General features: G+C 68.0%; 17 protein-coding genes and 1 pseudogene. 7 read left to right on the plus strand and 11 right to left on the minus strand.

Going from position 1 to position 18952, the window contains the following annotated elements; genetic code table 11:
- Positions 1–109 precede the first annotated feature (109 nt).
- Positions 110–1759, minus strand: coding sequence for an electron transfer flavoprotein-ubiquinone oxidoreductase (locus N8I74_RS03165; RefSeq protein ID WP_263125473.1), 1650 nt, complete (start codon positions 1757–1759; stop codon positions 110–112).
- 115 nt (positions 1760–1874) lie between these two features.
- Entirely contained in the window at positions 1875–2801 is a 927-nt protein-coding gene (locus tag N8I74_RS03170) for a LysR family transcriptional regulator (protein ID WP_263125474.1), read from the minus strand.
- Between the two features lie 196 nt (positions 2802–2997).
- Between N8I74_RS03170 and N8I74_RS03175 the strand changes: the two genes are divergently transcribed.
- From N8I74_RS03175 to N8I74_RS03185, 3 genes are all read left to right on the plus strand, one after another.
- Positions 2998–3744 (plus strand): electron transfer flavoprotein subunit beta/FixA family protein, encoded by a 747-nt coding sequence (locus N8I74_RS03175; RefSeq protein WP_263125475.1) that lies wholly within the window; start codon positions 2998–3000, stop codon positions 3742–3744.
- A complete protein-coding gene (locus tag N8I74_RS03180; protein ID WP_263125476.1) occupies positions 3744–4673 on the plus strand; it encodes an electron transfer flavoprotein subunit alpha/FixB family protein in 930 nt (309 codons plus the stop codon). The genes N8I74_RS03175 and N8I74_RS03180 overlap by 1 nt, the downstream gene beginning before the upstream one ends.
- A gap of 76 nt (positions 4674–4749) precedes the next feature.
- A complete protein-coding gene (locus tag N8I74_RS03185; RefSeq protein WP_263125477.1) occupies positions 4750–5526 on the plus strand; it encodes a ferredoxin--NADP reductase in 777 nt (258 codons plus the stop codon).
- Positions 5527–5642: 116 nt separating this feature from the next.
- On the opposite strand, the gene N8I74_RS03190 is transcribed toward N8I74_RS03185, so the two are convergent.
- From N8I74_RS03190 to N8I74_RS03195, 3 genes and pseudogenes are all read right to left on the minus strand, one after another.
- Positions 5643–6191, minus strand: a complete 549-nt coding sequence (locus tag N8I74_RS03190; protein WP_263125478.1) for a pirin family protein — start codon at positions 6189–6191, stop codon at positions 5643–5645.
- Between the two features lie 58 nt (positions 6192–6249).
- A pseudogene (locus N8I74_RS19425) lies at positions 6250–6525 on the minus strand (pirin family protein); the annotation flags it as partial.
- Between the two features lie 99 nt (positions 6526–6624).
- Positions 6625–7491: a pirin family protein gene (locus tag N8I74_RS03195; protein WP_263125479.1), complete on the minus strand. Its 867-nt coding sequence runs from the start codon at positions 7489–7491 to the stop codon at positions 6625–6627.
- Positions 7492–7588: 97 nt separating this feature from the next.
- Here N8I74_RS03195 and N8I74_RS03200 point away from each other — a divergent pair, with 97 nt between their 5' ends.
- The gene (locus N8I74_RS03200) at positions 7589–8482 is read left to right on the plus strand and encodes a LysR family transcriptional regulator (RefSeq protein WP_263125480.1); all 894 of its coding nucleotides are present in this window, start codon (positions 7589–7591) and stop codon (positions 8480–8482) included.
- A 76-nt stretch (positions 8483–8558) separates the two neighbouring features.
- Here the strand turns inward: N8I74_RS03200 and N8I74_RS03205 are convergent, their stop codons facing one another.
- Entirely contained in the window at positions 8559–9449 is an 891-nt protein-coding gene (locus N8I74_RS03205) for an MBL fold metallo-hydrolase (RefSeq protein WP_263125481.1), read from the minus strand.
- Between the two features lie 142 nt (positions 9450–9591).
- On the opposite strand from N8I74_RS03205, the gene N8I74_RS03210 reads away from it, so the two are divergent.
- The 3 genes from N8I74_RS03210 (at position 9592) to N8I74_RS03220 (ending at position 12541) form a co-directional block, all read left to right on the plus strand.
- Entirely contained in the window at positions 9592–10560 is a 969-nt protein-coding gene (locus N8I74_RS03210; protein WP_263125482.1) for a GlxA family transcriptional regulator, read from the plus strand.
- A 541-nt stretch (positions 10561–11101) separates the two neighbouring features.
- A complete protein-coding gene (locus N8I74_RS03215) occupies positions 11102–11530 on the plus strand; it encodes a hypothetical protein (RefSeq protein WP_263125483.1) in 429 nt (142 codons plus the stop codon).
- 372 nt (positions 11531–11902) lie between these two features.
- Positions 11903–12541, plus strand: a complete 639-nt coding sequence (locus N8I74_RS03220) for a LysE family translocator (RefSeq protein ID WP_263125484.1) — start codon at positions 11903–11905, stop codon at positions 12539–12541.
- Positions 12542–12570: 29 nt separating this feature from the next.
- On the opposite strand, the gene N8I74_RS03225 is transcribed toward N8I74_RS03220, so the two are convergent.
- The 5 genes from N8I74_RS03225 to N8I74_RS03245 form a co-directional block, all read right to left on the minus strand.
- Positions 12571–14523, minus strand: coding sequence for an ABC transporter ATP-binding protein (locus N8I74_RS03225; protein ID WP_263125485.1), 1953 nt, complete (start codon positions 14521–14523; stop codon positions 12571–12573).
- A 200-nt stretch (positions 14524–14723) separates the two neighbouring features.
- Positions 14724–15995, minus strand: coding sequence for an MFS transporter (locus N8I74_RS03230; protein WP_263125486.1), 1272 nt, complete (start codon positions 15993–15995; stop codon positions 14724–14726).
- A gap of 138 nt (positions 15996–16133) precedes the next feature.
- Positions 16134–16955, minus strand: a complete 822-nt coding sequence (locus tag N8I74_RS03235; protein ID WP_263125487.1) for an ABC transporter ATP-binding protein — start codon at positions 16953–16955, stop codon at positions 16134–16136.
- A gap of 111 nt (positions 16956–17066) precedes the next feature.
- Positions 17067–17879, minus strand: a complete 813-nt coding sequence (locus tag N8I74_RS03240; protein ID WP_263125488.1) for an ABC transporter permease — start codon at positions 17877–17879, stop codon at positions 17067–17069.
- 195 nt (positions 17880–18074) lie between these two features.
- Positions 18075–18938, minus strand: coding sequence for an ABC transporter permease (locus N8I74_RS03245; RefSeq protein WP_263125489.1), 864 nt, complete (start codon positions 18936–18938; stop codon positions 18075–18077).
- Positions 18939–18952 lie beyond the last annotated feature (14 nt).

The raw sequence follows: 18952 nt of genomic DNA on the forward strand, positions 1-18952 counted from the left end.
ACGCAAAATAGTCTCTTCGTTTGCGCCGGATACTGCCAATCAAGACAGGGCTTTGCAAGCTGATGCCGCTGCACGTTGCCTTTCCAGCGGCCAGCGCACCCCCAGCGCCTTACATTGCAGTGTAGACCGGACCACTGCCGCCTTGGGGCGGCACCCACACAATATTCTGCGTCGGGTCCTTGATATCGCACGTCTTACAGTGGACGCAGTTCTGGGCGTTGATCTGCAAGCGCGGACCTTGCGCCTCGTGCACGATTTCGTATACGCCAGCCGGGCAGTAGCGCTGCTCCGGCGCCTCCCAGCGTGGCAGGTTGAGCGCGGTGGGCACGCTTGGGTCGGTCAGCGTCAGGTGACAGGGCTGGTCGGTATCGTGCGTCAGATTGGACAACGCCACCGAGCTCATCCGGTCGAAGCTGACCACATGGTCTGGCTTGGGATAGGCGATCCTGGGCATCTCGTTCGCCGGGCGCAGACAGGCATGGTCCGGCTTGCGGTGCCTGAGTGTCCACGGCAGCCGCGCACCCAGGGCGGCAAGCCACAGCTCCGCGCCGGCCGCCAGCGTGCCGGCCGCGGTGCCAAGGCGCGACAGCATGGGCTTGATGTTGCGTACCGCATCGAGCTCCCGGCCGGCCCACGACGTGCGCAGCGCGGCCGGGTAATCCGCCAGCTCGTCCTGCGCCCGCCCGGCGGCGATCGCGGCCACTGCCGCTTCGGCTGCCAGCATGCCGGACTTCATCGCGTTGTGCGTGCCCTTGATGCGCGGCACGTTGACCATGCCGGCGCCACAGCCGATGAGCGCGCCGCCGGGAAAGGCGAGCCGAGGCCAGGCCTGGATGCCGCCTTCGCTGATGGCGCGCGCGCCGTACGACAGGCGCTCGCCGCCCTGCAGCAGTGTGCGGATCGCCGGATGGGTCTTGAAGCGCTGGAATTCGTCGAACGGTGACAGGTGCGGGTTGGCGTAGTCCAGGTGCACCACGAAGCCGATCGCCACCAGCCGCTCGCCGTAGTGATAGATGAACGAGCCGCCGCCGGTGCGGTTGTCCAGTGGCCAGCCCAGCGTATGCTGCACGAGGCCTGGCACATGCCGGTCGGCCGGCACGCGCCAGACCTCCTTGATGCCGATGCCGAACTTCTGCGGCCCGCTGTCGGCGCGCAGCTGCAACCGGTCTTCCAACTGCCGTGTCAACGAGCCGCGCACGCCTTCGGCGAACAGGGTGTACGGTGCGCGGATTTCCATGCCCGGCGCGAACTGCGCGGTTTCGCGGCCTTGCGCGTCGCGCCCCATGTCGCCGGTGATCACGCCCAGCACCACGTCATCGTCACCGTACAGCACCTCGGCGGCGGAAAAGCCCGGATAGATCTCCACGCCCAGGGCCTCGGCCTGCTGCGCCAGCCATTGGCACACTTCGCCCAGGCTCGCGATATAGGTGCCGTGGTTGCGCAACATCGGCGGCAGCCCCCAGCCCGGCAACCGGTACGAGCGGTCCTCGTCCAGCACTAGGAATTCATCGTGGGTGACCGCGGTGGCAAGCGGCGCGCCCTGCTTGCGCCACTCAGGCAGCAGTTCGTCGAACGCCCGCGGATCGAGCACCGCGCCCGACAGGATGTGCGCGCCCACTTCGGCACCCTTTTCCAGCACGCATACGCTCAGCTCGCGTCCCAGCGCGTCCGCCTGCTGTTTGGCGCGGATCGCGGCGGCAAGGCCGGCAGGGCCGGCGCCCACGATCAACAGGTCGTAGTTCATCACGTCGCGTTGCATGGCAATCCTTGAAAAGCGGTCAGAGAGTCAGGGCTGCATTTTAAGCCGATGCCGGGGTCCGGGCAGTGCCAGTTGCATCAAACAATCGGCAAGCGCACGCGCCGGGACGCCGCGCTCAGGGGATATAGGGCAGCGCGATCTCGTCGCTGCGTTGCACGCCCTCGGTCATGCCGCGGCACAGTGCCAGGAATTCGCGCATGCCCGGGGTCTGGTACTTCTGTTTGTGCCAGACGAAATGGAACTGCCGGCGCAGGTCCAGCTCCGGCACCTCGATCGGCGCGAGGCTGCCGCGCCGGAACGCTTCGCGCAGCGCCAGGCGCGAGATGCAGCCGATGCCCAGGCCCGATTCCACCGCGCGCTTGATCGCCTCGGTGTGTTCCAGCTCCAGTCGCACGTTCAGCCGTGGCCGGTGCGGCCGGAACGCATGGTCGAAGGTCTCGCGGGTGCCCGAGCCGTGTTCGCGCAAGATCCACGGCTCGGCCAGCAGCGCTTCGACCGTGGCACTGCCGCGCCGCGCGAGCGGATGCTCCGGATTGGCGAACACCACCAGCTCGTCGGCCACCCAGCGCTCCACTTCCAGCGCCGGATGGTGGCTCTCGCCTTCGATCAGCCCCAGGTCCAGCGCGTAGTCGGCCACCTGCTGGATCACCGTGGCGGTGTTGTGCACGTCCAGCTTCACCCGGCTCTCCGGGTGCCGCTGCATGAACTGCGAGATCAGGATGGTGGCGAGGTAGTTGCCGATGGTGAGCGTGGCGCCGATATGCAGCGCGCCGAAGCCTTCCCGTCCTTCCAGCAGCGCCTCGATCTCGCGCGCCTGGTCGATCAGCGCCGCCGCGCGCGGCAGCAGGCGCCGCCCCAGTGTATTGAGCTGCAGGGTCTTGCCGACCCGGTCGAACAACTGGCAGTTGAACTGACGTTCGAACTCGCCCAATGCGGTGCTGGTGGCCGATTGCGACAGGTTCAGTTCGCGCGCGGCGTTGGAGACATTCTCCAGTCGGCCGACGGCGACGAAGATTTCTAGCTGCCGCAGTGTATATCGCATGGTGCGGGGGGTCTCATATCATTAACTCAGATGAAAGCGATCTAATGAATCCACTTCACAGATATTCTAGCGAGCCATATAATTCACGGCAAACAGGAAGGCCAGACCTCCCCATCGGCACCAGCGGCGCCTCTCCGGCGCGGCTGTTCCAGGCGGCAGCGGCATTCCGGCGCAATTGAAACAGGAGGTTGCAACCATGAAAGCACTGGTGGCGGTGAAGCGCGTGGTGGATCACAACGTGCATGTCCACATCAAGCCCGATGGCTCGGCCGTGGAGACGGCCGGCGTCAAGATGAGCGTGAACCCGTTCGACGAGATCGCCATCGAGGCGGCGCTGCGCCTGAAGGAGAGCGGTGCGGTCAGCGAGATCGTCGCCGTGACGCTGGGCGAGGCGGCCAGCCAGGATGTGCTGCGCCACGCACTGGCGATGGGCGTGGACCGTGCGGTGCTGGTCGAGGCGCATGGCGAGCTGCAGCCCCTGGGCGTGGCCAAGCTGTTGCAGGCGGTGGTGGCGCGCGAGGCGCCGCAACTGGTGCTGCTGGGCAAGCAGGCGATCGACGACGACGCCGGCCAGGTCGGCCAGATGCTGGCGGCACGGCTGGGTGTGGGGCAGGGGACCTTCGCCTCGGTACTGACGGTGGAAGGCGGCGAAGTGCGCGTGGTGCGCGAAGTGGACGGCGGCACCGAGACGGTGGCGCTCAAGCTGCCGGCGGTGATCACCGCCGACCTGCGCCTGGCCGAGCCGCGCTTCGTCAAGCTGCCCAACCTGATGATGGCCAAGAAAAAGCCCATCGACACGATCGCCGCCGACAGCCTGGGGGTGGACTACGCGCCGCGCCTCAAGCAGCTCAAGCTTGCCGAGCCGCCGCAGCGTGCGCCGGGCGTCAAGGTGGGCAGCGTTGCCGAACTGGTCCAGAAACTGCGTGAAGCGAAGGTGGTGTGATGAGTGTGCTGATCCTGGCCGAACACGACGGCCGCCAACTGAAACAGGCGACGCGCCAGGCCGTGGGTGCCGCCCAGGCATGGGGTGCCCCGGTGGATCTGCTGCTGCTGGGCAGCGACACCGCCACCGTTGCCGCCGATGCCGCGACCGTGGCCGGCGTGGCGCGCGTGCTGCGGGTGGATGCGCCGCATCTGGCCCATCCGCTGGCCGAGGATGTGGCCAACGTCATCGCCAACCTCGCGCGTGATTACAAGGTGGTGCTGGCCGCCCACACCGCGTTCGCCAAGAGCGCGCTGCCGCGTGCCGCCGCGCTGCTGGACGTGGCGATGGTGGCCGACGCGGTCGCGATCACCGCGCCCAACACCTATGTACGGCCGATGTACGCCGGCAACGTGCACGCCACCGTGCAGAACGACGAGCCGATCCAGCTGTTGACGGTGCGGGCCACCGCCTTTGCCGCTGCCGGCAGCGGCGGCGCCGCGACCGTGACCACGCTGGCCGCACCGGCCCCAAGCGAGCTGGCGCGCTGGGTGGACGAATCGCGCAGCGTGTCCGATCGGCCCGAGCTGGCCAGTGCCCGCGTGGTGATCTCGGGCGGGCGCAGCCTGGGCGAGCGTTTCGAGGCGGTGCTCGGCCCGCTGGCGCAGCAGCTTGGCGGGGCGCTCGGCGCCACCCGCGCCGCGGTCGACGCCGGCTTTGCGCCCAACGATATCCAGGTGGGCCAGACCGGTACCGTGGTCGCGCCGGAGCTGTATATCGCCGCCGGTGTCTCCGGCGCCGCGCAGCATCTGGCTGGCATGAAGGACAGCAAGGTGATCGTTGCCATCAACCTTGATCCCGATGCCGCGATCTTCCAGGTGGCCGACTACGGCCTGGTGGCCGACCTTTTCGAGGCGGTGCCGCAACTGACCGCCGCGCTGAAAAACTGATGCCGGGCGGTGCGCTGCGCCGCCCTTTCCCTTGTCCGCACGCCCCGGCCCGGCCGGGTTTCTTCAGGATGTTGCAATGAGTGCCTTCGCTTCCGAGCGCGTTCTCTCGGTTCACCACTGGAACGATACCCTCTTCAGCTTCAAGACCACGCGCGACCCGGCGCTGCGCTTCGAGAACGGCCAGTTCGTGATGATCGGCCTGATGGTCAACGGCAAGCCGTTGATGCGCGCCTACTCGATCGCCAGCCCCAACTACGAGGAGCACCTGGAGTTCTTCAGCATCAAGGTGCAGAACGGCCCGCTGACCTCGATCCTGCAGAAGATCCAGGTCGGCGACGAGCTGCTGGTGAGCCGCAAGCCCACCGGCACGCTGGTGCTGTCGGATCTCAAGCCCGGCCGCAATCTCTACTACTTCGCCACCGGCACTGGGCTGGCGCCGTTCATGAGCCTGATCCAGGACCCGGAAGCCTACGAGAAATTCGAGAAGATCGTGCTGTTCCACGGTGTGCGCACCGTGAGCGAATTGGCGTACGCCGATTTCATCGAGAACCAGCTGCCCAACAACGAGTTCTTCGGCGAGGAAGTGCGCAACAAGCTGATCTATTACCCCAGCGTGACGCGCGAGCCGTTCCGCAACCAGGGCCGGCTGACCGAGCTGATCGAGTCGGGCAGGCTCTTCAGCGACATCGGTCTGCCGCCGCTGAACCCGGAGACCGACCGCGCGATGCTGTGCGGCAGCCCGGCGATGCTGGATGACACCTGCGCGCTGCTTGACGCACGCGGCTTCCAGGTCTCCAAGCGCATCGGCATGCCCGGTGACTATGTGATCGAGCGCGCCTTCGTCGAGAAATAAGCCGCTGCGTGCCGTCCGGCCCCTGCCGGACGGGCAAGCGACACCAGGCCGCCCAGGGGCGGCCTTGTCATTGGGGGCCGCGCCACGTGAGGCACAGGCAGCCCAAAGCGGCAGGGTCAGGCGTCGCGCCAGGGCAGCGGCGGCGGCATCAGCCGCGCGGCGCCGCCGTCGCCGACCGGGCCGAAGCGTGGATCGCCTTGCTCCCACTGGCGCTGCGCCTTCGCGAGAGCCGCCTTGCTGAAGCCGACGAAGTTCCACCACATCAGCACCGGCTGGGCGAACGGCCTGCCACCCAGCAGCAGTGCCCTGTCGCCCGCGCGCAGCGCCAGCTGCAGTTGTGCCCGGCCGGGGGCCAGATAGGCGAATTCGTCGGCCTTGACGATGTCGCCGTCCAGCGCGGCCTGCCCCAGCAGTGGCAGCAGTCCGTACTCGAAGCCAGGGTCGAGCGCCAGCGTGACGGTGGTGTCGGTGTCGGCGGCGATATCGAGGCCCAGCAGCGGCGAGTACAGCCTGGTGGGCGCCACATGGCCACCATGGCTGCCGGCCAGCAGTGTCAGCTGCGCGCCGTGCTCGCGCCAACGTGGCAACACGGGATGGTGCGCGAAGTCCGGCGGGCAATCGTGGGCTTCGGGCGGCAAGGCGATCCACAGCTGCGCGGCATGCAAGGCGTCGCGTGTGGTCCGGCGTGTCCTCGGTATGCACGATGCCGCGGCCGGCGGTCATCAGGTTGACCTCGCCCGGGCGGACGATCTGCTCGGTGCCCAGGCTGTCGCGGTGCAGCAGCTCGCCTTCGATGAGCCAGGTGAAGGTCTGCAACCCGATATGCGGGTGCGGGCCGACATGCATGCCGTGGCCCGGCGCGAAGTCGACCGGCCCGGCGTGATCGAGGAAGCACCAGGCGCCCACCATGCGCTGCCGGCGGCTGGGCAGGGCGCGGTGGACTTGCATGCCATTGCCAAGGTCGGCGCTGCGCGCCGCGATGCGGACCATCGGGGACATGGGGTATTCCGGCAAGGGGTTCAGGGCGTGAGGGCCGGACCGGCAGCCGCCGGTCCGGCCCCGCGCAGGATGGGGCAGGTGCGTCGGGCATGGCCGGCTTCAATGGCCGATCTGCCCGAAGCGGCCGTTGTTGAAGTCGTCGATTGCCTGCACGATCTCCTCGCGCGAATTCATCACGAACGGGCCGTAGCCGAACACCGGCTCGTTCAGCGGTTCGCCGTTGAGCAGCAGCACGGTGCTGTCCTCGACCACTTCGAACTCCAGGTGGCTGCCGTCGCGCTCCAGCACCGCCAGTTCTGCGCTGCGCACCATGTGGTGCCCGCCGATGCGCAGGGTGCCACGCAGCACGAAGAGCGCGGTGGTGTGGCCGGCCGGCAACTCGAACGACACGCGCTCGCCGCCCTTCAGGCGCAGATCCCACACATTCATCGGGGTGAAGGTGCGGGCCGGCCCGGCCACATCGCCATACCGGCCGGCGATGATGCGCGCGCTGCCGCTTTCGCCGGGCAGCGCCACCTGCGGGATCTGGGCGGCGGTGATGCCCTGATAGCCCGGGGCGGCCATCTTGTCGCGCGCCGGCAGGTTGACCCAGAGCTGGATCATCTCGAAGGCGCCACCGTGTCCGGCGAACTCGGGGCTGTGGTACTCCTCGTGGATCAGGCCGGACGCGGCGGTCATCCACTGCACATCGCCCGGGCCGATGGTGCCGCCGCCACCGGACGAATCCCGATGCGCCACCCCGCCTTCGTAGACGATGGTCACGGTCTCGAAGCCGCGGTGCGGGTGCTGGCCGACGCCCAGCTTGCGCTCGGTGGGCGGAAAATCGGCCGGACCGGCGTAGTCCATCAGCAGGAAGGGCGACATTTCGTCGGCGGTATCGGTGTACGAGAAGATGCTCTTGACCGGGAAGCCATCGCCTACCCAGTGACTGCCGTTGCTGCGCTTGAGAAAGGCCAGTTTTTTCATGACTGCACTCCGTGTGTCTCCATGGCGGTACTTTAGGGCCGGCACGATTTGCGCAGTAGATGGTTAAATGGAAAAACTTTGTTCAATTGGTTGAATAATGGATCTCAACGAAGCCGCGGTATTCGTCAAGGTGGTCGAGGCCGGCAGCTTCAGCGCCGCCGCCCGCCAGCTGGGGCTGCCGACCTCCACGGTCAGCACGCGCGTCGCACGCCTGGAGAACCGGCTGGGGGTGACGCTGCTGCAACGCACCACACGGCGCCTGCATCTGACCGAACCCGGCGCGTTGTACTACCGCCATGCGGCAGCCGGGCTGGGCTGCATGCTGGATGCGGAGGCTGCGGTGACAGCCTCCAGCACCGAACCCAGGGGGCGCCTGCGTGTGACCGGGCCGGCGGATCTGGGCGATCAGCTGATGGCCGACATCGTCAGCCGGCTGCGCCGGCAGCATCCCAAGGTGAGCGTGGACCTGGTGCTGACCGGCCACTACGTCGACCTGGTGGCCGAGGGCGTCGATGTTGCGATCCGCACCGGGCCGCTCAAGGATTCCACGCTGATCGCCAAACACGTCGGCATCGCATGCTGGGCCCCGTTCGCCAGCCCGGATTACCTTGCCGCTGCGCCGCCGGTGACCGCACCGCAGGCGCTGCGCCATCACCATTGCCTGCAGTTCACGCCGCTGGGCAAGGAAGCCTGGACGTTGGCGGACCCGCAAGGCAGCGTGGTCGTCCCGCTGCCCGGGGAGGTCCTGGTCGACGATGCGCGGGTGGTACACGCGCTGGCGCTGGCCGGTGAGGGGGTCGCGCTGCTGCCGGTGCATCTGTGCCGGCAGGATTGTGCGCAAGGCAGGCTGGTGCGCATCCTGCCCGAGTGGCATGCCAGGGCCGATCCCATCCATATCGTCTACCCCCGCCAGCGCTTCATGCCGCCGAAGCTGCGCGCCTTCGTCGACCTGGCGGCCGAGGCACTGCGCCAGTGGCTGGCAGCACCGTAAGCAGTCTGCCGTCCGCCACGGCAGCGGGTGCTGTGGGGCGACGAGGACGCGCGCCATGCGCGGCCTGATCGCCCGCTCAGAACAGGTAGGCTTCCCCATCCGCCGGGACCCGCGCCCGCTGCGGGTCCATGCCTTTCTCGGCGATGAAGTCGCGCAGCTCCTGGCGGGTCTGCATGCCGTGGTTGACCGCTTCCATATGGCTGCCGATCACCACGGCCTGCGGCGCGGCGCGATAGGCGCGGTACAGGTCTTCCTTGCCCATGATGATGGCGCCATCCAGCCCCAGGATGCGCGCATAGCCGGTGTTCAGGATGATCACGTCCGGCCGGTACTGCTTGATCGCATCTTCCACGTGGCGATGCCAGATGGTGTCGCCGGCCACGTAGACCGTCTTGTGGCCGGGGCGCTCGAAGACGATGCCGGACACTTGGCCCAGCACGCCGCCGTACAGCGCCATGGTGTTGTCGTCGCCGTGCTGGCCGCCGGTCTTGCGCAGCCGGGTGCCCTTGAACACCGTATCGCCAGCAAGGACCCGCACATCGGTGAAACCGTCCTTGCGGATGGCGCGCGCGTCGTCCTCGTTCTGCGTGAAGATCGGCAGGTGCTTGGGCAGGCTTTCCTTGGCCGCGTCGTCCCAGTGGTCCAGATGCGTATGCGTGACGATGACCGCGTCGGCCTTGATCACCTCCGCCAACGGCAGCGGCAGCTCCACCAGCGGGTTGCGCAACTGGCTGTTGTAGGTGCCCTGGAATCCGGCATAGGCGCCTTTCCTGGCCAGCATCGGGTCGACCAGGAAGGTGGTGCCGGCATATTCCACCTTGAGGGTGGCGTTGCGGATCTGCTGGACCTTCACGGTCCTGGCGGCAGGCGGTTGTGTGGTGGCCTGGGTGTCCGCGTGGGCCTGCGCAAGCAGGGTCAGGGCGCAGCCGGCGGCAAGCACACCGCGCAGGGACAAGGAAAGCGTCATGGGAAGGACTCCGGTCGTTGATGAGGCGGTGCGGGAATGCAGTGCGCGCAGTGCAATGCTGAAGTGGCGCGTCGCCGGCAACAATTGGCCGTGACGACGTTCATCGATAGAATCGGGCCATTCCGGCCACCAGGTGCCTTGCATGTCCACTGTCCGCGTCGCCGTGCTGGTCTTCGAGGGCGTCAGCCTGTTCCATCTTTCCGTGCCGGGCATCGTGTTCGGCATGGACCCGCCGCCGCGGGGGTTGCCGCACTATGAGGTGCGGCACTGCGCGCTGGCGCCGGGCCGGGTGCGCTGCCACCTGGGCGTCGAGCTCGACATCGCCGACGGGCTCGATACGCTGCAAGGGGCCGAGATCATCATCGTCCCGGCATGGAACGAGCCGGAAAAGCGCGCGCCTGCCGCATTGATCGAGGCGCTGCGCCAGGCGCACGCGCGCGGCGCGTTGGTCGTCGGTCTGTGCCTGGGCTCGTTCGTGCTGGGGGACGCCGGCCTGCTCGACGGCCGGCAGGCGACCACCCACTGGGCCGCGCGCGAGCTGTTCGCACGCCGCTTCCCGCAGGCGCGGTTCCGGCCGGACGTGCTGTATGTCGCCGACGGCAGTGTCGTCACCTCGGCCGGCACCGTGGCGGCCATCGACTGCTGCCTGAACCTGGTGCGCGACCGCCATGGTGCCGACGTCGCCAACCGCGTGGCGCGGCTCCTGGTGACGCCGCCGCATCGCCAGGGCGGCCAGGCACAGTACGTCGAACAGCCCGTGCCGGCGCTGCCCAGCGAGAACCGCCTGCCGGGCGTGCTGGCGTGGGCGCGCGAGAACCTGTCGCAGAGCCTGTCGCTGGATGCGCTGGCCGACGTGGCGCGGATGAGCCGGCGCACCTTCACCCGGCGTTTTCGCGAGGCCACCGGCACCACGGTTGCCCGATGGCTGGCGGCCGAACGCGTCGCGCGGGCGCAGCAGCTGCTCGAAACCACCGCGCTGTCGGTCGAGCGGGTCGCGGCCGAGGTGGGCTTCGGCACGGCGCTGTCGCTGCGGCAGCAGTTCGCGGCGCAGCTGGGCACTTCCCCGTCGGCGTACCGGCGCACCTTCTACGAGGGATTGCGCGACCGCTAGCGCCGAGGCAGGGTTCGGGGCACACGGTGGCTGGTGGCCAAGCGGAACAACGCCGCTGACGCCGTTATCGCTACCACTTGCTGCAACCCATGTGCCCGCGAACACGCGCGGATCGACCGGAGCAGATTGCCGTTGTAGCCGGCGGTGCTGCCCTCGCCCGGGCTGAAGCTGCGAGTGATCCTGGGAAGCCGTATCACGCGTATGGGGCCTTGCACATCGCCGGACCGTTCCACCGGGTCCCGCAATTCGTGCAGGATCTCGCGCACCTGTGCCGTCGTCCGGTCATCGGCGGTGAGCTGTCACGCCAGCCTGCCCTGGGCCGGTTTGTGGCGGACTCGCCTTGCCCCCGTCTCCGACCGACGCTCGAACGAGGCGTTGTGCTCTTCCTGCGCCTGCACACGCGCCGCCCCGGGAGGGTAGATGCTTGGACCTTGCCAGGATGGGGGCACAGCCCGTGGGCGGATTCGCGTCATCCACCTTGCGTTTTGGCATCGGAAGATTGTTTTGCCTAGAGTAAAGTCCTGCCACTCAGAGAGTAGTCATGAGCGCTTCCGAAGTTCGTCGCCAACGCTTGCAAACCCTCTCCACCAACAACCCCACATCAAGCACGCCGGGCAGTTACGCACACAGCATCAGTTGGGTTAATCCGATCATGCAGCGCATGAATATCCCCCTGTCCGGCGGGCAGTACCGGAACATGACCAACAGCATGAGCGAGATATCCCGCGGCAGCATGCTGAACTCCCAAGCCTCGGCCCGCGAGGGGCGGCATTTCTTTCGGGACATGTTCAACCCAAACCTGAACATGCGAGGCCGGGTCGGCGCGGGGATCGGTTTCGTAGCCAACACCGTGTTTGGACCGGCCTTTCACTACAACACCGACTTGAACAACTACCAGATGAACCGTGGTCAATCGCGGGAGATGCGCATGGCCATGCACCACCACGTGGCGGGTGACCTGTTCACTTGAGCCCCACATCGGACCCCTACCGTCAACGGTTGCTAGGGCATAGGTAAGGTGCAACCAGGGGCCACCTGTCAGGCGGTTCCCGATCTCAAGGAAAGCGAGGATCCGGCGTAGAAACCGACGCCGGACCCCTTCTTCAGCATTCGCCATGCTGATGGCGGTTCATCCCATACGTGCCCTGAGGTAGCTCGGGTGTTTCGCGGCGTCCGGGCTTTCAAACCCAAGCCGGATGAACACCGGACAAAGCCTATTGAAAATTCATACTTGGCATCGCCGGGGGGCCCGGTCGGGCGGGTATTTGGCAGGCGGTGTTCACGGGCGCGCCACCGGCGCCTATCATGTCCTTTCCCTCGACCCCAGTCCGCGGGTGATGCCATGGTCCCACTGCACGAACTGCTGCTCTTTGCCGGTGCCGCGCTGCTGATGGTGCTCGCGCCGGGCCCCAACATGATCTACCTGGTCTCCCGCTCGGCCTGCCAGGGGCGGCGCGCCGGGGTCGTGTCGCTGGCGGGGGTGGTCACCGGGTTCCTGGTGCACATGCTGGCCGCGGCGCTCGGCCTGACGGCGCTGTTCCTGGCGGTGCCGTTTGCCTACGAGGCGCTCAAGTGGGCCGGCGCGGGCTATCTGGCGTATCTGGCGTGGCAGGCGGTGAAACCGGGCGCCGTGTCGCCGCTGGCGCTGCGCGAGCTGCCGTGGGACCCGCCGGGCAAGCTGTTCCTGATGGGGTTCCTGACCAACGTGCTCAACCCGAAGATCGCGGTCTTCTACCTGTCGATCTTCCCGCAGTTCGTCTCGCCCCGCCACGGCTCGCTCTTCGCGCAGAGCCTGCAGCTCGGGGCGACGCAGATCGTCGTCAGCTTCACGGTCAATCTGTGCATCGTGCTGTCGGCTGCGAGGTTCGCCGCATGGCTGGCACGCAGCCCCGGCTGGCTGGCGGCGCAGCGCTATGTCATGGGCTCGGTCCTGGCCGGCATGGCGGTGCAGCTGCTCAGCGAACAGCGCAAGGCCGCGTAGCGGCCATCACGGCCGGCCCAGGGCGGCGCTCAGGCGAACGACACATCCGGATCGATGCGCGGCCCGGGCTGGTCGGCAGGTGCTGTCTCGCGCGTCGGCAGCGCTGCGGCGGTTGTGGCGGTTCCGGCCGCAGCCGCTGCAACGCCCGGCCGCGTGCGTGCCTCGCCGTCGAGGCTTTCGGGCAGGAAGCCATCGGACTGCCTGCGCCACAGCCGCCAATAGGCGCCGTGCAGCGCCAGCAGCTCGGCGTGGCTGCCGTCCTCGACGATGCAGCCGTTGTCGAACACCAGGATGCGGTCCAGATGGGCAATGGTGGAGAGCCGATGCGCCACCACCAGTACGGTCTTGCCCGTCATCACCTCGTCCAGCGTCTCCTGGATCGCGCGCTCGGTGATCGAGTCCAGGCTGGCGGTGGCCTCGTCCAGGATCAGGATGGGCGCATCCTTGAGGATGACGCGGGCGATGGCGATGCGCTGGCGCTGGCCGCCGGAGAGCTTGACGCCACGCTCGCCGACCATGGCGTCGTACCCCTCGCCCAGCTGGATGATGAAATCATGCGCATGGGCCTTCCTCGCGGCGTCCTCCACCTCGGCATCGCCCGCTGCCAGCCGGCCGTAGCGGATGTTCTCGCGCAGCGAGCGGTGGAACAACGTCGGGTCCTGCGGGATCAGCCCGATCTGGGCGTGCAGCGCGTCCTGCGTCAGCCTGCGGATATCGATGCCGTCGATCAGGATCTGCCCGCCATCCAGGTCGTAGAGCCGCAGCAGCGTGCTGACGAAGGTGGACTTGCCCGAGCCCGAAAAGCCGACCAGCCCGACGCGCTGCCCGGCCGGGATGGTGAGGTCGAGCCCACGGAACACCGGCCGTGTCCGGTCGTAGCCGAACTGCACGCGCCGGAACTCGATCGCGCCCTGGTGGATCGGCATCGCTGTGGCCCCGGGCGCATCGACCAGCTCGTGACTGCGCACGATGGTGTGCACGCCGTTGGCCACATTGCCGATGAACTCGAAGAATTCCAGGAAGCGCCGCGAGAGGTTGCGCGCCTCGTTGATGATCAGGAGCGCCAGGCTCACCGCCATCACGAACTCGGCCACGCCGATCTCGCCGCGCCCCCACAGCTGCAACGCGTAGTAGAGCGTGCCGATCTTGAGCACGGCGGCGGCGGAGAACTGGAACCAGCGCACCCGCTCGGAATAGCCGTTGGCGGTACGCACCGCTTTCAGCTCGCGCTTCAACGTTTCATCGAGCAGCGTGCGCTCGTAACCGAGCCGGGCGAACAGCCGCGCGCTGGCGAGGTTGGTCACCGAATCGACGATCTGCCCGGTGGTGTCGCTGCGGGCGTTCGACGCGTGAAACGCATAGGGCTGCGCGCGCCGCGCCAGCAGATAGGAGATGCCGATGAACAGCACCGCCCAGGCCAGCACGAAGGCGGCAAGCGAGGGGTGCGCGCCGTACAGCAGCACGATGGAGACGCTGAACACGATGAAGATCGGCCAGAACTCGGTGATCAGCGCCCACAGCGTCTGCGTCACGCCCATCGAGGTCTCGCTGATGCGGTGTGCCAGCGCGCCGGCGAAATTGTTGCTCAAGTAGCGGTGCGAGTGGTACTGCAGGTAGTGGTAGACGCGGCGGGTCACGTTCTGCCGCTGGCGCGGCCCGAGCCGGATCTGGATGCCGCCCGCCAGCCGGCCGAACAGCACCTCGCCGATGGACAAGGCAAAGAAGAGCGCCAGCGGTACGGACAGCGTCTCGACCAGCGCCAGCGACTGTTGCTGCGCGGTGGTCACCGCCTTGATGATGCGCGACAGCGCGTAGGGGATGAGGATGCCGCAGCCTGCGTTCAGTGTTTCGGCGGCAAGCATGGCGGCGTACCACCAGCGGAACTGTGCGACGAAATACCAGATGAAACGGAACGGTGTCTGCGGCAGCGCCGGCGTGCCGGGCGCGCGTTGCACGGTGGGAAGCGGGGTGGCAGGGGGCATGCGGGGTCCTTGGCGCTGCGTCCGGCAGGACACACGACGCAGCGCGGATCGCCGGCCGACGCGGGTGCGCAGGCCGGCCGGTTGAAAAGGCCGGTCCAGGGCGGACCGGGCGAAGGAGGGCCGCGCGGAGGGCGGCGTCTGCCGGCGGTGTCGGGCCGGGCTGCCGGCATGCGGCGCGGCGGCCCCGGCGCCGGGCGGGTCTAGCGTGCGGCCGGCCCTGGCGCAGGATCCGGCGGCAGCACGCGCACCGGCTCGGGAAAGCGGTCCATGCGGGCGAGCGGTGGAAAGAACCGCATCCACAGCCCGGTGACGGTCAGCGTGACCACGCCGCCCAGCACCGTGGCGCGCACCGCGCCGAGCCAGGCGGCCGCGAGGCCCGATTCGAACTCGCCCAGTTCGTTCGAAGCACCGATGAACACGGCGTTCACCGCGCTGACACGGCCGCGGATCGCGTCGGGGGTTTCGAGCTGTACCAAGAGGTGCCGCACGAACACGCTGACCATGTCGCCGGCGCCGGTCAGCGCCAGCGCGAACACCGACAGCGCCAGGTTGGTCGACAGCCCGAACACGATGGTGGCCACGCCATACAGCGCGACGCCGCCGAACATCCAGTTGCCGGCGTGGCGCGTGATGGGCCGCACCGCCAGTAGCACCGAGGTGAACGCCGCGCCCACCGCCGGTGCGGTGCGCAACAGGCCCAGCCCTGTGGGGCCGACCGCGAGGACATCGCGCGCGAACACCGGCAGCAGCGCGGTCACGCCACCGAACAGCACGGCAAACAGATCGAGCGAGATCGCGCCCAGGACCACCGGGCGTGAACGCACGAAGCGAAAGCCTTCCAGCACGCCGGACAGCGACAGCGGCGAGCGCTGGCCGCTCTGCTGCGGCCGCACCGCCAGCATCAGCACCACCGACGTGATCAGCAGCACCGTGGCCGCGCCGTACACCACCTGCGGCCCGGCCAGGTACAGCAGGCCGCCCAGCACCGGGCCGGCGATCACCGCCGCGTGGAAGCTCGATGAGCTGAGCGCGGTGGCGCGGCCGAAGTCGGCCGCCGGCACCAGGTTCATCACGATGGCCTGGCCCGCCGGCATCGCCAGCGCCCGGGCGCAGCCGGCCAGCACCAGCACGGCGAAGATGGGCCAGACCACCGACAGGCCGCGGATGCTGAACACCCACAGCGCCACGGCCGTGGCCGCCTGCAGCGCGAAGCTCACCTGAAGCACGCGCCGCCGGTCGTAGCGGTCGGCAATCTGGCCGGCCGGCAGGATCAGCACCAGGAACGGCGCGAACTGCGCCAGCCCGACGAGGCCCAGGTCCAGCATGTCGCCGGTCAGGTCGTACACCTGCCAGCCGATGGCCACGTTCACCATCTGCATCGCCAATGCCACGATCAGCCGTGCGGCAAGATAGCGCGTGAAATCGCGGTGGCGCAGCACGGCCAGTGCCACCGGCAGCTTCAGTGTGCCCATGGCTGTCCCACGGCGAAGGAAGGTCGGCAAGAACGCATTGCGGCTCCAGGCGTGGTATTCGAAGGCAGGGCGGCACCCCGCCGCAGGACGGCGGGGGCGCGGGGGCGGCGTGGGGCGCGTGGCACATCGGGGCGTGGGCTACCAGGCGAACTGCCAGGGGCGCGACGCGTCGCCGATCAGCGCCACGTCCTGCCGCGGGTTGTCGTGCCCGCCGAATTCCGAGAGTACATCATCCTTGATCGCCGTGAAGGCGTAGCTGCCCCGTTCGCGCGGCCGTGCCAACGGCACGTCGACCACGCGCTTGATGCGACCCGGGCGCGGCTGCATCACCACCACCCGGTCGCCCAGGTACACCGCCTCCTCCACATCGTGCGTCACCAGGATGGCGGTGATGCCCTCGGCGGCCCAGATGCGCTCCAGCTCCTGCTGCAGGTGCGAGCGGGTCAGCGCATCGAGCGCGCCGAACGGTTCGTCCAGCAGCAGCACCTCGGGGCGGTTCACCAGCGCGCGCGCGATGGCCACGCGCTGGCTCATGCCGCCGGAAAGCTGGTAGGGATAGGCCTTCTCGAAACCCTTGAGGCCGACCAGTTCAATGTGTTCCTGGACGGTCTTCTGTTTCTGGCGCTCGCTGAACGCTTTGTTGTTCAACAGGCCCAGGCCCACGTTCTGCTCCACCGTCAGCCACGGGAACAGCCGGTGCTCCTGGAACACGATGCCGCGATCCAGGCTGGTGCCAACGATGCGCTTGCCGTCGAGCAGGATCTCGCCCCGGTATTCGTCCTCCAGCCCGATCACCAGGCGCAGCAGCGTGGACTTGCCGCAACCGGACGAGCCGACGATGGAGACGAATTCGCCCGGCCTGATGGTGAGGGAGATGTCCTCCAGCACCGACAGGGGCTGGCCCTTGACGTCGTACTGCTTGGACAGCGATTTGATTTCCAGTGTGCCGGCATGGGCCATGGCGTTGCTCCTGTTGTCTTGTACTTCAGTCGAATCTTGCGCTGCCGCGTCAGCGGCACCGGGTACAGCGCCCCGTGCCGCGGGGCAGGGGATGGGTGGAACGGGCGGGCATCAGAACCGTGCCACCGAGCGGCCGCGCCAGCGCAGCAGCCGGGCCTCGACCTTGCCGGCCGACCAGTTGAGGACAAAGCCGACCAGACCGACCACGAGGACGCCAAGCAGCACCTGGTCCATCCAGAAATGCTCGCGGCCATCGACCAGCAGGTTGCCGATGCCGGCCCCCGAGGTAAGCAGGTACTCGGCGCCCAGCGTGGCGAGCCAGGCATAGATCAGTGCGAGGTAGACGCCGGTGAAGATCGACGGCGTGGCCGAGGGCAGCACCACGCGGCTGAACACCTGCCAGCGGCTGTAGGCAAACACGCGGCCAACCTCCACATGCTCGTGCACCACGCCGCGGATGCCTTCGAAGGTGTTGAGCACCACCGGGAAGAACGCCGCCAGCGACAGGAAGGCGATCTTGGCCGGGTCCCCGAGGCCGAACCACACCGAGATCAGCGGAATCCACGCCAACAGCGACACCTGCTTGATGGTGTGGAAGCTCGGGCCGATCAGCCGCTCGAACCCGCGCGACACGCCCAGCAGCGCCCCGACCACGAAGCCGGCAAGGCTGCCCAGCACGAAGCCGGCGCTCATCCGGTACAGGCTGGCACCGAGCGAATGCCACAGCTCGCCGCTGCTGCTCATGCGCCAGCCGGTGTCGAGCACCTTGGAGATCGGCACGAACAACTCCGAATCGCTCCAGCCGAAGCGGTAGGCCGCCCACCACCAGGTGAACAGCAGCACCGGAATCACCCAGCCGCGCAGCGGCTTGGGCACTCGGGCCGGGTGCAGCCAGTAGAGAAGGGAAAGGTTGGTCAGCGCCATGGTGGAAGTCCTTGGTCGTTTGAACGTGGAACGATGCGCGCAGCGCAGCTCCCTCGCGGCGGCGAGGGCGGGGGGAGGAGGGGTCGGACAGGGGAGCGTAGATACTTGGCATACCGGCGACATGGTGCACCCGGCTCTGCCGGGGGCCTGCTGATGTTGGAAATTCCAGAGTCGTGATCATGGGGAGCGCGACGCTCAGAATGCTTCGCGGCGCCAGCGCAGCAGCCGGTGTTCGATCAACGCGAGGATCTTGTCGAGCGCGAAGCCGACGCCGCCGACCACGATCACCGCGGCCAGCACCACATCGAGCTGGTAGAGCTGGCGGCCATAGACGATGAGAAAGCCCACACCTTCGCTCGATGCCAGCAGCTCCACGCCGACCAGCGCCAGCCACGAATGGGTGAGGCCGTAGCGCACGCCGTTCCAGATCGGCGGGAAGGCGGCCGGCAACACCACGCGGCGCAGCAGCTGCCGGCGGTTGAAGCCATAGACCTTGGCCACCTCGATATAGCTGTTCGGCACGCCCTGCAGACCCTTGTAGGTGTTGAGCGTGATCGGCACGAACGCCGATTTGGCGATCAGGATGATCTTCAGCGCCTCATCGATGCCGACCAGCATCATCAGAAGCGGCAGCCAGCCCAGCGACGGCACCTGGGCGAAGGTCTTGAACGTGGGATACAGATAATCCTTGGCCAGCGGCGACAGCCCCATGGCCACGCCAAGCGCGATGCCAAGCCCCGCGCCGGTGAGAAAGCCCCACAGCACGCGCTGCAGGCTGATCAGCGTGTGCGTCTGCAATTCGCCGGTATTGAAGAGATCGGCGCAGGTGGCGGCCACGGTCAGCGGCGAGGGCAGGATCTGCGCCGGGATCAGCTCGTACTGCGCGGCAAGCTGCCAGGCCAGCAGCACGGCGAGCGGTACCGGCCAGGCCAGCAGCCAGTGGCCGGCCTTCTGCCGCAGCGCGCGCCAGTTGAACGGCGGCTTCACAGGGCGGGCTGGCGGGGCCTGGGTGGGTACGTCCTCGCCCAGGGCCAGGGTGGATGCGGCGGTGGTGGACATGGGGGTCTCCGGCT

Source organism: Chitiniphilus purpureus (genome assembly GCF_025642115.1).
In the GTDB taxonomy this organism is placed as follows: Bacteria; Pseudomonadota; Gammaproteobacteria; order Burkholderiales; family Chitinibacteraceae; genus Chitiniphilus; species Chitiniphilus purpureus.

What these genes read in the sequence shown, in the direction of transcription:
- N8I74_RS03215 (WP_263125483.1), top strand. Translation starts at nt 11,102, where the DNA reads ATGAGCGCTTCCGAAGTTCGTCGCCAACGCTTGCAAACCCTCTCCACC.
- N8I74_RS03230 (WP_263125486.1), bottom strand. Translation starts at nt 15,995, where the DNA reads ATGGGCACACTGAAGCTGCCGGTGGCACTGGCCGTGCTGCGCCACCGC.
- N8I74_RS03175 (WP_263125475.1), top strand. Translation starts at nt 2,998, where the DNA reads ATGAAAGCACTGGTGGCGGTGAAGCGCGTGGTGGATCACAACGTGCAT.
- N8I74_RS03210 (WP_263125482.1), top strand. Translation starts at nt 9,592, where the DNA reads ATGTCCACTGTCCGCGTCGCCGTGCTGGTCTTCGAGGGCGTCAGCCTG.
- N8I74_RS03195 (WP_263125479.1), bottom strand. Translation starts at nt 7,491, where the DNA reads ATGAAAAAACTGGCCTTTCTCAAGCGCAGCAACGGCAGTCACTGGGTA.
- N8I74_RS03245 (WP_263125489.1), bottom strand. Translation starts at nt 18,938, where the DNA reads ATGTCCACCACCGCCGCATCCACCCTGGCCCTGGGCGAGGACGTACCC.
- N8I74_RS03240 (WP_263125488.1), bottom strand. Translation starts at nt 17,879, where the DNA reads ATGGCGCTGACCAACCTTTCCCTTCTCTACTGGCTGCACCCGGCCCGA.
- N8I74_RS03180 (WP_263125476.1), top strand. Translation starts at nt 3,744, where the DNA reads ATGAGTGTGCTGATCCTGGCCGAACACGACGGCCGCCAACTGAAACAG.
- N8I74_RS03185 (WP_263125477.1), top strand. Translation starts at nt 4,750, where the DNA reads ATGAGTGCCTTCGCTTCCGAGCGCGTTCTCTCGGTTCACCACTGGAAC.
- N8I74_RS03170 (WP_263125474.1), bottom strand. Translation starts at nt 2,801, where the DNA reads ATGCGATATACACTGCGGCAGCTAGAAATCTTCGTCGCCGTCGGCCGA.
- N8I74_RS03205 (WP_263125481.1), bottom strand. Translation starts at nt 9,449, where the DNA reads ATGACGCTTTCCTTGTCCCTGCGCGGTGTGCTTGCCGCCGGCTGCGCC.
- N8I74_RS03220 (WP_263125484.1), top strand. Translation starts at nt 11,903, where the DNA reads ATGGTCCCACTGCACGAACTGCTGCTCTTTGCCGGTGCCGCGCTGCTG.
- N8I74_RS03225 (WP_263125485.1), bottom strand. Translation starts at nt 14,523, where the DNA reads ATGCCCCCTGCCACCCCGCTTCCCACCGTGCAACGCGCGCCCGGCACG.
- N8I74_RS03200 (WP_263125480.1), top strand. Translation starts at nt 7,589, where the DNA reads ATGGATCTCAACGAAGCCGCGGTATTCGTCAAGGTGGTCGAGGCCGGC.
- N8I74_RS03165 (WP_263125473.1), bottom strand. Translation starts at nt 1,759, where the DNA reads ATGCAACGCGACGTGATGAACTACGACCTGTTGATCGTGGGCGCCGGC.
- N8I74_RS03235 (WP_263125487.1), bottom strand. Translation starts at nt 16,955, where the DNA reads ATGGCCCATGCCGGCACACTGGAAATCAAATCGCTGTCCAAGCAGTAC.